This window comes from Streptomyces sp. DH41 (genome assembly GCF_029813785.1).
Classification (GTDB): domain Bacteria; phylum Actinomycetota; class Actinomycetes; order Streptomycetales; family Streptomycetaceae; genus Streptomyces.
Genome location: NZ_JARVKY010000029.1, coordinates 85,291 through 96,698, shown reverse-complemented (window position 1 = coordinate 96,698; position 11,408 = coordinate 85,291). Strand labels below are relative to the sequence as shown.

The following is an 11,408-nucleotide window of genomic DNA, read 5'->3' as shown; positions in this document are numbered from 1 at the left end:
CCCCGGACCCGCGACGGGTCCGGGGCGAAGCCCTGCCGGTGCGGGGCGGGAGTTCAGGCGGCGTCCTCGCCGGATCGGCGGCGCGAGAGGTGGTACGCCGCCCCGACCGAGCCCGCGATGAGCGCGAGGCCGAGTCCGGTCTCCTTCACGTCGAACCCGGCGACGCTGCCGCCCTCGCCCGCGTGCACGCCCTTGTCGGGGTGGTGGGGCTCGGGACTCGGACGGTGGGAGCCGCCGCCCGCGATGGTCAGTTTCACGCTGCCGGTCCTCCCGTCGCAGGCGAACCTCACCCGGTGGACCGACCCGCGGGTGGCATCCCGGTGGACGCGGGCCGTCGCCGACGACCTGTGCCGCGGGATGGTGACCGTGTCGAACACCGCCGACGAGACCGTGACGCGTCCCTGGCAGCCGTCGGAGCCGCGGCCCACCCCCAGGGTGACCTCGCCGCCCGGCGCGACGGTGGCGGGGTGGACGAGGAAGCCGAACGTCGAGCCGGAGCCGGTGGCCGCCCCGGCCGGTACGCAGGCGGAGAGGGCGGCGACGCCCAGCAGTGCGACCGAGGCGACGGGTATCGCGCGCATGGTGAATCCTCCGGGTCCCCGAGGAGCGGCGACGGACCAGTTCCGCTCGCGCCAGAAACGCACCTCGATGCCCGAAACGCTAGGAAACCGCGCACGCCGGCGCGATCGCAGTAGGGCGAATGGGGCAAGTCCGTGGGCCGCTCAGGGGACGGTGACGGTGTGCCGCGCCCCCCCGGCGGGTCGTCGGTGCGGGGACCGCCGGGGGACGCACGCGCGGGTGCCTCAGCCCTCCGCTCCCGGGAAGAGGCTCAGGAACGGATCCGTCGACGCCGCCACACCGCGACTGAACGGTGCGTCGAAGTCCCAGATCAGGAAGAGCAGGAAGGCGATCAGTGCCGAGAACAGCCCGGCGAGGACCATTTCGCGTGTCGTACGCCGGATCTGCAGGGCGAAGATCATCCCGACGGTGATGACGCCTCCCGCGACGAGCCCGAACCACACCACACCCGGCATGGTCGCCCCGGTCGACTCCGCCCGGGCGATGCGTGCCTGGTCCGCCGCGGTCACCTGGTCGACGAGCGGCTGGTAGGCCTGGGCCTCGAAGTCCGACCTCGGCTCGTAGTCGGTGACGTCCGCGCGGACGCGGGCGAGGAGCTCGGTGCCGCGTTCGGTCACCTCGCCGCGGTCGGCCATGGCCTTCCACTCGGTGGTGACGACGTGTCCGACATAGGCGTTGACATCCTCCCGGATGCGGTCACGGACGTCGGTCGGATAGACCCGGACGCGTTCCGAGATCTCGTGCAGCGCGACCGCCTCCGCCTGTACGTGGTCCTGGGCGGCGCTGCGTGCCTCCCAGACCCCGGCGATGGCCAGGCCCAGGACGATGGCGTACACCACGCCGATCCACATCGTCATGTACTCGATGACGTCCGGGGTCTCGGTGATGTCCTCGTCGTCGGACGCCCTGCGGTGCCGTACGAGGGTGATGATGACGACCACGGCGCAGGCGGCCAGCATCGCGAGGGTGAGAACAAGCCATTCCGGCAAGAGGGGCTCCAGAAGATCAGCGCGCACGGAGCGCGGCGACGGCGACCACCGCGGGCACCGTGATGAGCAGGACGAAGACGAGCGGCGACGTGGCCCCGCGCGAGGGCCGCTGCTGTTGCCGGGCGGCGCGGTAGCGCGGGTAGCGCACCGGGCTGAGTGACGGCCGGGGCGTGGGCGTGGCCGACGGGACGGGCGCGGGAGCCGCGGGACGGACCGGCGCCGGGGTCGGGGTGGGGCTGGGTGTCGGCGTCGGTGTCGGCGTGGGCCGGGCCGGTGCCGGCCGTGGGGCAGGCGGAGGCTCGGGTTCCGGGGTGGGCGGCGCCGGCGGCTCAGGCGTCGGCGCGGGGGGCGGCGGGGGAGTGGGCTTCGGAGGTGGAGGTGGAGGTGGAGGTGGTGGCGTGGGAGTCGGGGCGGGAGGCGGTGTCGGTGAGGGCTCTGGGCACGGCGGGAAGGTGGGCCAGGAGTCGCTCCCGGCGACCGCCACCGCGTCGGTGCCGCCCGGTCCGGTCGACACATACGCACAGGCGTCGGCCTGCGCCGTGCCGATCGGGGCGCCGACGAGCGTGAACGTCAGCGTCACGAGGGCCAACACCCGTCCGGCGGAGGCGGATCGGGTCGGTTCGGGTCCATGCACGACGCAGATCATCGAGCCTGCCGCACCTGCTCACGCCCGATTACCGGACGATTACCCCGAAGGGGGGACAAGGGTCGACCGGCGGTTTGACCAGCGCGCACCCGCCCGTGTCTCGCCTCGCACCCGTGTACGGGCAGACGCACCGGGTGGCGGCGGGCGGGGCGGGGGCCCGGAAAGAAATCCGCGCCCCCGTTGAACACAACCCGCTTCCCCGCGCGTACCCAGTGTCGTGCGGCGGCGCAGTGGCCGTCCCAACACCTTCATGACGATCGGGGATTGACGATGAAGACCTCCTGGCGGAGCGCCTCACTCGTGGCGAGCGCCGCGGTGGTGCTGGCTCTGACGACGGCGTGCGGCCAGGACGGCGGCAGCGCCCCCGGCAGCCAGAACGTGGGCGCCACGGCCGAGCCCGGGGACATCGGCGACATCAGTACCGGCGCCGGCGACGGACTCGGGACCGGCGCGGACGGCGCGCGGGCGTCGGCGAACCCGCCGGAGTCCGCCGGCAAGCTGTCCGTCTCCACCGACGCCGAGATCGGCGAGTTGGTGACCGACGGAGCGGGCCGCACCCTCTACCGCTTCGACGCGGACACCGCCAAGCCGCCCAAGACGACGTGCGAGAACGACTGCGCCACCGCCTGGCCCCCCGTGGCCGCCGACGACGCCCTCGCCGGCGAGGGCATCGACGAGGCACTGCTCGGCGAGGTCGTCCGGCCCGACGGCAGCAAGCAGCTGACCATCGGGGGCTGGCCGGCGTACCGCTACGCCAAGGACACCGCGGCCGGCGACGTCAACGGCCAGGGTGTGGGGGGCAAGTGGTACGCGCTGGCCGCGGACGGCAAGAAGGCCGAGGCGAAGGACGCGGCCGGGCTGTCCACCCGCGACGATCCGAAGCTCGGCGAGATCGTCGTCGACAGGAACGGCATGACCGTCTACCGCTTCATGAAGGACGAGGCCTGGCCGAAGCCGGTGTCGGCGTGCACCGGCGCCTGCCTGGAGAAGTGGCCGGTCGTGGCGCCCGTGGAGCCCGAGGACACCGAGGGTGTCGTGAAGAAGGACCTGATGACCTTCACCCGGCCCGACGGCGCCGAGCAGCAGACGGTCGACTGCTGGCCGATCTACACCTTCGCCGGTGACAAGAAGGCCGGCGACACCAACGGTCAGGGCGTCGGCGGCACCTGGTACGCCGTCTCGCCCGACGGAAAGCCGGTCGGCGCGCCGAAGAGTTAGGGCCTGTCCGGCGGATCAGGTCGCAGGAAAGTCACGGTGCCTGATCGGCGCCGGTGAGCGGGGGCTGGTGCGTCCAGCTGCAAGGCGGAGGAGGGCGTCGACGCGATGGGGGTCCCCCCGCGCGAGCGCAGTCGAGCGTGGGGGAGTCGGCAACCGACGACAACGCCGCAGGTGGGCGTGCCGGCCCTCGCGTCTGCGGCATGATCCGCCGGACAGGCCCTAGCGGCCTCCCGCCCGCCGACCCGCAGCGCGCGACCAGCGGTCCGTCCCCTCCGCCCAGGCGGAGGGGACGGCCCTGTTCGCGCGCTTTGGTGTGTCTTGGCGCACGGCACATGCCTCGGGCAGTGACCGGGAACGGACGGTCAATTTCCGTTTGGGCTCGCCCGTTTGGCGGACGATCAGTAGCCTCAGCTCGAACACCGGATCGCCTATGCCCTTGGAGAGCTAGATGGAGCGTCCCGCCTGGGCCCCTCGCAGCATCGACATCTCGGTGCCCAGCGTGTCCCGGATCTACGACTTCTACCTGGGCGGTTCGCACAACTTCGAGGTCGACCGGGAAGCGGCCCGCAAGGCCATGGAGTTCATGCCGGGGCTCCCCAAGATCATGCAGGCGAACCGGGCGTTCATGCGCCGCGCCGTGCGTTTCGCGGCCGCCGAGGGCATCGACCAGTTCCTCGACATCGGCTCCGGCATCCCCACCTTCGGCAACGTCCACGAGGTGGCCGGGCGCAGCCGCCCCGGTGCCCGCGTCGTCTACGTCGACCACGACCCGGTGGCGGTCGCGCACAGCGAGGCCGTCCTGGCGGGCGACGACGACGCGGACGTCGTGGCCGCCGACCTGCTCAAGCCGCGGGAGATCCTCTCCAGCCCCCAGGTGGAGCGGCTGATCGACCTGAATCGGCCGGTGGCCCTGCTGTTGGTTGCCATACTGCACTTCGTGGAAGACGCGGACGACCCGTACACGGCGGTGGCCGAGCTGAGCGAAGCGCTCGCGCCCGGCAGCCTGCTCGTCCTCACGCACGCCTCGTACGAGGGAATCCCACTGCCCGCCGAGCGGGCCACCGGCGCGGTGGACGTGTACAAGGACATCCGCAACCCGCTGATCATGCGTTCGCGCGACGAGATCGCGCGGTTCTTCGAGGGGTACGACATGGTGGAACCCGGACTGGTTCCGATGCCGCGCTGGCGGCCCGAAGAGGCGCCGGAGGAAGCGGACCCGTACGCGTTCTCGGGGTTCGCCGGCGTGGGGCGTACGGCGTGACGGCGGAGCCGGACGGCCCGGAGGACAGACTGCGCCGGTTCGCGACGATCTGGAGCCGGGCGGTGTTCCCGGTGACCTCCACGTCGTCGACCCGGCCGGAGTTCGAGGAGCGACTGCTGCCGCTGGCCCGTCGGCTGAGCGAGGTGCTGCGGGCGCGGAGCTTCGACGCGCGGGAGTCCAGGGCCGTCGGCGCGGCGCTCGTCGACTCGCACTGCACCGACCCCGAGGCGCTCGCCCGGACGCTGGACTGCGTCGACGCCTACCTCGTCCTCTACTGCGGTGAGGGCGGCGACCCGGAGGACCTGCGGGCCCGCTCGGCGCGGCTCCAGCACGCGATGGCGGCCGGGTTCGCCGCGGCGCTGCGCGCACGGACCCTGGCCGAACAGGAGGCCATCGCGCAGGCCGCCCTGAAGGCACAGGGCGTGGTGGCCGAGGCCCTGCACGCCAGCGAGGCGCGCTTCCGCGCGGTCTTCGAGGGCGCCGCCATAGGCATCGGCATCGCCGATCTGGAGGGCAACGTGCTCCAGGTCAACGAGGCGCTGATGCGGATGTTCGGCATCGCCGGCCCGACGCTGGGCGGCCGCAGGGCGACGGAGTGGACGCACCCCGACGACGCGCCGCAGATTTGGCGGCTCTACGACGAGCTGGTGCGCGGCGAGCGCGAGCACTACCACGTGGAGAAGGCCTTCTACCGGCCCGACGGAACGGTCCTGTGGACCAACCTCACCGTCTCCCTGCTGCGGGACGCCGACGGCGTCCCGCAGTACCAGCTCGCGCTGATGGAGGACACCACCGAGCGCCGGCTGCTCAATCTGCGCCTGCGCTACGAGGCCACGCACGACGCGCTCACCGGCCTGCCCAACCGCAGCTTCTTCTTCGAACGCCTGGAGAAGGCCCTGAACGCGGGGCCCGGGCGGCGCTTCGGTCTGTGCTATCTCGACCTCGACGGTTTCAAGACCGTCAACGACAGCCTCGGCCACGCGGCCGGCGACCGGCTGCTCGTGGAGGTCGCCGACCGTCTGCAGGCCTGCGCCACCGCGCCCGGCGAGATGGTCGCCCGCCTCGGCGGCGACGAGTTCGTCGCGCTCACCACCGGCCCCGACACCCGGCACGAGGCCGACGAGCTGGCCGGGCGCATCATGAACGCGCTGCTCGCCCCGATCAGCATCGACGGCCGCGAACTGACCGTGCGCGGCAGCATCGGCATCGTCGAGGGACCGGCGGGCGAGCGCAGCCCGGCGGAGGTGCTGCGCAGCGCCGACATCACCATGTACCGGGCCAAGTCGGCGGGCGGCAACCGCTTCGAGCTGGCCGACCCGGAGGCCGACGCCCGGGTGATCACCCGGCACGGCCTGACCACCGCGCTGCCCGCGGCGCTGGAGCGGGGCGAGTTCTTCATCGAGTACCAGCCGTTGGTGCACCTCGGTGACGGCAGCGTGCGCGGCGCCGAGGCCCTGGTGCGCTGGCTGCACCCCCAGCACGGAGTGCTCGGCCCCGACCGGTTCATCCCGCTCGCCGAGCACACGGGCCTGATCGTGCCGCTGGGCCGCTGGGTACTGGAGCAGTCGGTGCGGCAGGCCCGCGCCTGGCGGGAGCGGTACGGCGAGACGACCGCCGCGGGCCCGCTGCGGATCAACGTCAACCTCTCGCCCTGCCAGCTCACCCATCCCGGCCTGGTCCAGGACACCGTCGACATCCTGGAGCGGACCGGCGTCGCACCCGACGCGCTGTGTCTGGAGGTGACGGAGTCGGCACTCATCGGCGCCGACGACGACCTGCTGAAGCCGCTTCGCCGGCTCGCCGAGATGGGCGTCGACATCGCCCTGGACGACTTCGGCACCGGCTACTCCAACCTCGCCAACCTGCGCAGGCTGCCGGTGAGCGTCCTCAAGCTGGACCGCTCCTTCACCCAGAGCATGCAGCGATTCCCGGCGGATCCCGTCGATCTCAAGATCGTCGAGGGCATCGTCGCGCTGGCCCACAGCCTGGATCTCGCGGTCACCGTGGAGGGCGTGGAGACCGGTGCCCAGGCCGAGCAGCTGCGCGTACTCGGCTGCGACACGGCCCAGGGCTGGTACTACGCCCGCCCGGGCCCACCGGAGCGCCTGCACGAACTGGCCCTGGTGGACGCGACGGCCTGAATCCCCGGGCGCCTTGTCACGGGCGTCGGGGGAGCGCCCCTCCAGGGGCGCGGGACTGTTTCCATGTGCGGGCTCCGCCGCGTGGGCGCGAGCGACCACGACGAGCCCGCGGCCCCGGACGGCGCTGACGACAACGGCGCCTCCGGGCACCCCCGCGCGGCCGGACCGTCACCGCTCGAGCAACATCCGCTGCAACTCCCGAGCCGCCCGAGGGGGAGCCACATCACTGCGGTGGGCGAGCGCGATCGTCCGGTGCAACCCCGGCCGGGCCAGCGGGGTGACCCGCAGCCCCCGCCCCGACCGTGCCGCCACCATCCGCGGCACCACGGCCATCCCCAGCCCCGCCCGTACGAACCCCAGCACCGCGTCCATCTCCCCGCCCTCCACCGCGAAGTCCGGTTCGAACCCCTCGGCACGGCACGCGGCCACGGTCAGTTCCCGCAGGTCGTAACCGTGCCGGAACATCACCATGCGCTCACCCTCCAGGTCGGCGATGCGGACCGCGCGCCGTCCGCCGCCCGGCCGGGGCGACTCCGGGGACGACACCACCACCAGGTCCTCCCGCAGCAGCTCCACCGTGGTCAGCGCCGGCGACGCGGTGGGCAGGGGGAGCACGACCAGCGCCAGGTCGAGCGCGCCGCGCGCCAGCTCCCGCACCAGGTCGTGCGAGCCCCCCTCCTCGATCATCAGCTGGACGCCTGGATACCGGTCGTGGAACGCGCGCAGCACGTCCGGCAGCAGCCCGGTGCACAGGCTCGGGGTGGCCCCCAGCCTGACCCGGCCCCGGCGCAGCTGCGCCAGCTCCAGCACCTCGTGGCGGGCCGTGTCCGCGTCGGCCAGGATGCGCCGGGCCAGTGGCAGCAGTGCCTCCCCGGCGTCGGTGAGCGTGATGTTGCCCCGCGCCCGCAGGAACAGGTCGGCGCCCAGCTCCCGCTCCAGCGCCTTGATCTGCTGGGACAGCGACGGCTGCGCCACGTGGACGGTCTCCGCGGCCCGGGTGAAGTGCCGGGTCTCGGCGACCGCCACGAAGTACTGGAGTTGTTGCAACTGCATACCGTGAGCATACGTCGTGGATAGGGGCAGCCTATGGAAACAAGGCGCTCCATGTCTTGGACCGATGAGGGTCCGGCCCCGTAGCGTCCTGTGCCATGGCTCTGGCAACGCGGACGGACCGACGGCCGTCCTTGGCGCGCACCGTGTGGGACTCGACCGTCGGCAAGAAGACAGTGATGGCGGTCAGCGGTCTCGTCATGCTGCTCTACCTGGTCGCCCACATGATCGGGAACCTGAAGATCTTCTTCGGGACGAGCGAGTTCAACCACTACGCACACTGGCTGCGCACGGTCGGTGAACCGTTCATGCACTACGAGTGGACGCTGTGGCTGGTCCGTGTGGTCCTGGTCGTCGCCGTCGTCGCCCACGCCGTCTCCGCCTACCAGCTCAGCCGCCGCGACATCAAGGCGCGGCCCAGCAAGTACGTGCACCGCAAGCCGCGCTCCAGTTACGCGACGCGCACCATGCGGTGGGGCGGGATCATCCTCGCCCTGTTCATCGTCTGGCACATCCTGGACCTGACCACCGGCACCGTGCACTCCGGCGGCTTCGAGACGGGCAAGCCCTACCAGAACGTCGTGGACACCTTCTCCACCTGGTACGGCAACGTCATCTACATCGTCGCGGTGCTCGCCGTCGGCATGCACGTCCGGCACGGCTTCTGGAGCGCCGCCCAGACCCTCGGCGCCGGCAGCCGTACCCGCGACCGAGCCCTGAAGACCATCGCGAACGTCCTCGCGCTGCTGCTCACGATCGGCTTCGTCGCCGTACCCGTGGGCGTCATGACCGGAGTGGTGAGCTGACCATGACTTCCTACGCCGACTACACGACCGGAGAGCCGGTCGCCGACACCAAGGCCCCGGCCGGACCCGTCAACGAGCGCTGGGACACGCGCCGTTTCGAGGCGAAGCTGGTCAACCCCGCCAACCGGCGCAAGCAGACCGTCATCGTCGTGGGCACCGGCCTCGCGGGCGGTTCGGCCGGCGCGACCCTCGCCGAACAGGGCTACCGCGTCGTCCAGTTCTGCTACCAGGACTCCCCGCGCCGGGCCCACTCCATCGCCGCGCAGGGCGGCATCAACGCCGCGAAGAACTACCGCAACGACGGCGACTCCGTTCACCGGCTGTTCTACGACACCGTCAAGGGCGGCGACTTCCGCTCCCGGGAGTCCAACGTGCACCGGCTCGCGCAGATCTCCGTCGAGATCATCGACCAGTGCGTGGCGCAGGGCGTGCCCTTCGCCCGCGAGTACGGCGGCCTGCTCGACACCCGTTCCTTCGGCGGAGTCCAGGTCTCCCGTACGTTCTACGCCCGGGGCCAGACGGGCCAGCAGCTGCTCCTCGGCGCCTACCAGGCCCTGTCGAGGCAGATCGCGGCCGGGAACATCGAGATGCACCCGCGCACCGAGATGCTCGACCTGATCGTCGTCGACGGCCGGGCGCGCGGCATCGTCGCCCGCGATCTGATCACCGGGAAGACCGACACCTACTTCGCGGACGCCGTGGTCCTCGCCAGCGGCGGCTACGGCAACGTCTTCTACCTGTCGACCAACGCGATGAACTCCAACGCCACCGCCGTGTGGCGGGCGCACCGGCGCGGTGCGTACTTCGCCAACCCGTGCTTCACGCAGATCCACCCGACCTGCATCCCGCGCACCGGCGACCACCAGTCCAAGCTGACGCTGATGAGCGAGTCGCTGCGCAACGACGGCCGGATCTGGGTGCCCAAGGCCAAGGGCGACGACCGCCCGCCGAACAGGATCCCCGAGGACGAGCGCGACTACTACCTGGAGCGCGTCTACCCGTCCTTCGGCAACCTCGTCCCGCGTGACATCGCCTCCCGCGCCGCGAAGAACGTCTGCGACGAGGGCCGGGGCGTCGGCCCCGGCGGCCAGGGCGTGTACCTGGACTTCGCCGACGCGATCAAGCGGATGGGCCGGGGGGCCGTCGAGGCCAAGTACGGCAACCTCTTCGACATGTACCAGCGGATCACCGACGAGGACCCGTACCAGGTACCGATGCGGATCTACCCGGCCGTGCACTACACGATGGGCGGACTGTGGGTCGACTACGACCTCCAGACCACCGTCCCCGGCCTGTTCGCCGTCGGAGAGGCCAACTTCTCCGACCACGGCGCCAACAGGCTCGGCGCCTCCGCGCTGATGCAGGGCCTGGCCGACGGCTACTTCGTCCTGCCGGCCACCATCAACGACTACCTCGCCCGCAACCCCCACAAGGACGAGGTCGACGAAGGCCACCCGGCGGTGCAGGAGGTGCTGGCCGAGACCGAGGACCGGCTCAACCTGCTGCTCTCCGTGGACGGTGACCGCACCCCGGACTCCTTCCACCGCGAACTCGGCGAGCTGATGTGGGAGTTCTGCGGCATGGCCCGCACCGACACCGGCCTGCGCAAGGCCCTGGAGCGCATCCCGCAGATCCGCGAGGAGTTCTGGCGGCGCATCAAGGTCCCGGGCACCGGCGAGGAGTTCAACCAGTCGCTGGAGAAGGCCAACCGCGTCGTCGACTACCTGGAGCTCGCCGAGCTGATGTGCCTCGACGCGCTGCACCGGGCCGAGTCCTGCGGCGGCCACTTCCGCGAGGAGTCCCAGACCCCCGACGGCGAGGCGGCCCGCAGGGACGACGAGTTCGGGTACGCCGCCGCCTGGGAGTTCGCGGGCACCGGCGAGGCCCCCACCCTGCACAAGGAAGACCTGGTCTTCGAGTACGTCCACCCCACTCAGCGGAGCTACGCATGAAGCTCACCCTGCGCGTCTGGCGGCAGAAGAACGCCGACGCCGACGGCGCCATGTCCACGTACGAGGTGGACGGCATCTCCCGGGACATGTCCTTCCTGGAGATGCTCGACACCCTCAACGAGGAACTCATCCTCAAGGGCGATGACCCCGTCGCCTTCGACCACGACTGCCGTGAGGGCATCTGCGGCGCCTGCTCGCTGGTCATCAACGGCGACGCCCACGGCCCCGAGCGCACCACCACCTGCCAGCTGCACATGCGGTCCTTCCAGGACGGCGACACCATCGACATCGAGCCGTGGCGGGCTTCCGCGTTCCCGGTCGTGAAGGACCTGGTCGTCGACCGTTCGGCCTTCGACCGGATCATCCAGGCCGGCGGCTACATCACCGCGCCCACGGGCGCCGCGCCGGAGGCCCACGCCGCCCCGGTCCCGAAGCCGGACGCCGACTTCGCCTTCGAGCACGCCGAGTGCATCGGCTGCGGTGCCTGCGTGGCGGCCTGCCCGAACGGGGCGGCGATGCTGTTCACCTCCGCGAAGGTCAACCACCTCGGCGTCCTGCCGCAGGGCGCGCCCGAGCGGGAGACGCGGGTGCTGGACATGGTCGCGCAGATGGACGACGAGGGCTTCGGCGGCTGCACCCTCGCCGGCGAGTGCGCGACAGCCTGCCCGAAGGGCATCCCGCTGTTCTCCATCACCAGCATGAACAAGGAGTGGCTGCGGGCCACGCGCAAGGTGGCGAAGCGCTAGCCCATCAAGGACGTTCGCCG

Annotated in this window: 10 protein-coding genes; 6 read left to right on the top strand and 4 right to left on the bottom strand. The window is 71.6% G+C overall.

What is annotated here, in order from left to right:
- Positions 1-53: 53 nt before the first annotated feature.
- The 3 genes from QC283_RS34100 to QC283_RS34090 all read right to left on the bottom strand — a co-directional run bounded on the left by QC283_RS34100 (position 54) and on the right by QC283_RS34090 (position 1,716).
- Positions 54-581 carry a hypothetical protein gene (locus tag QC283_RS34100; RefSeq protein WP_279565633.1) on the bottom strand — a complete coding sequence of 176 codons (528 nt, stop codon included), beginning with the start codon at positions 579-581 and terminating at the stop codon, positions 54-56.
- Between the two features lie 222 nt (positions 582-803).
- Positions 804-1,568, bottom strand: a complete 765-nt coding sequence (locus tag QC283_RS34095; RefSeq protein ID WP_279565632.1) for a bestrophin-like domain — start codon at positions 1,566-1,568, stop codon at positions 804-806.
- 16 nt (positions 1,569-1,584) lie between these two features.
- On the bottom strand, positions 1,585-1,716 hold the full coding sequence (locus tag QC283_RS34090) for a hypothetical protein (protein ID WP_279565631.1): 132 nt from the start codon (positions 1,714-1,716) through the stop codon (positions 1,585-1,587).
- A gap of 768 nt (positions 1,717-2,484) precedes the next feature.
- On the opposite strand from QC283_RS34090, the gene QC283_RS34085 reads away from it, so the two are divergent.
- The 3 genes from QC283_RS34085 to rmdA all read left to right on the top strand — a co-directional run bounded on the left by QC283_RS34085 (position 2,485) and on the right by rmdA (position 6,834).
- Positions 2,485-3,432: an SCO0930 family lipoprotein gene (locus tag QC283_RS34085; protein WP_279565636.1), complete on the top strand. Its 948-nt coding sequence runs from the start codon at positions 2,485-2,487 to the stop codon at positions 3,430-3,432.
- Between the two features lie 448 nt (positions 3,433-3,880).
- Positions 3,881-4,693, top strand: coding sequence for an SAM-dependent methyltransferase (locus QC283_RS34080; protein ID WP_279565630.1), 813 nt, complete (start codon positions 3,881-3,883; stop codon positions 4,691-4,693).
- The gene (gene rmdA / locus QC283_RS34075) at positions 4,690-6,834 is read left to right on the top strand and encodes a cyclic Di-GMP phosphodiesterase RmdA (RefSeq protein WP_279565629.1); all 2,145 of its coding nucleotides are present in this window, start codon (positions 4,690-4,692) and stop codon (positions 6,832-6,834) included. The genes QC283_RS34080 and rmdA overlap by 4 nt, the downstream gene beginning before the upstream one ends.
- 168 nt (positions 6,835-7,002) lie before the next feature.
- Here the strand turns inward: rmdA and QC283_RS34070 are convergent, their stop codons facing one another.
- The gene (locus QC283_RS34070) at positions 7,003-7,887 is read right to left on the bottom strand and encodes a LysR family transcriptional regulator (protein WP_279565628.1); all 885 of its coding nucleotides are present in this window, start codon (positions 7,885-7,887) and stop codon (positions 7,003-7,005) included.
- Between the two features lie 131 nt (positions 7,888-8,018).
- Between QC283_RS34070 and QC283_RS34065 the strand changes: the two genes are divergently transcribed.
- Genes QC283_RS34065 through QC283_RS34055 form a run of 3 tightly spaced genes read left to right on the top strand, consistent with a single transcriptional unit; the run spans position 8,019 to position 11,388 of the window.
- Positions 8,019-8,690 (top strand): succinate dehydrogenase, encoded by a 672-nt coding sequence (locus QC283_RS34065; RefSeq protein ID WP_279565635.1) that lies wholly within the window; start codon positions 8,019-8,021, stop codon positions 8,688-8,690.
- A 2-nt stretch (positions 8,691-8,692) separates the two neighbouring features.
- Positions 8,693-10,642 (top strand): fumarate reductase/succinate dehydrogenase flavoprotein subunit, encoded by a 1,950-nt coding sequence (locus tag QC283_RS34060; RefSeq protein ID WP_279565627.1) that lies wholly within the window; start codon positions 8,693-8,695, stop codon positions 10,640-10,642.
- Positions 10,639-11,388: a succinate dehydrogenase/fumarate reductase iron-sulfur subunit gene (locus QC283_RS34055; protein WP_279565626.1), complete on the top strand. Its 750-nt coding sequence runs from the start codon at positions 10,639-10,641 to the stop codon at positions 11,386-11,388. Before QC283_RS34060 ends, QC283_RS34055 begins: the two co-directional genes overlap by 4 nt.
- Positions 11,389-11,408 lie beyond the last annotated feature (20 nt).

Coding starts and splice junctions, on each gene's coding strand:
- QC283_RS34100 (WP_279565633.1), bottom strand. CDS start 581: ATGCGCGCGATACCCGTCGCCTCGGTCGCACTGCTGGGCGTCGCCGCC.
- QC283_RS34060 (WP_279565627.1), top strand. CDS start 8,693: ATGACTTCCTACGCCGACTACACGACCGGAGAGCCGGTCGCCGACACC.
- QC283_RS34055 (WP_279565626.1), top strand. CDS start 10,639: ATGAAGCTCACCCTGCGCGTCTGGCGGCAGAAGAACGCCGACGCCGAC.
- QC283_RS34070 (WP_279565628.1), bottom strand. CDS start 7,887: ATGCAGTTGCAACAACTCCAGTACTTCGTGGCGGTCGCCGAGACCCGG.
- QC283_RS34080 (WP_279565630.1), top strand. CDS start 3,881: ATGGAGCGTCCCGCCTGGGCCCCTCGCAGCATCGACATCTCGGTGCCC.
- QC283_RS34085 (WP_279565636.1), top strand. CDS start 2,485: ATGAAGACCTCCTGGCGGAGCGCCTCACTCGTGGCGAGCGCCGCGGTG.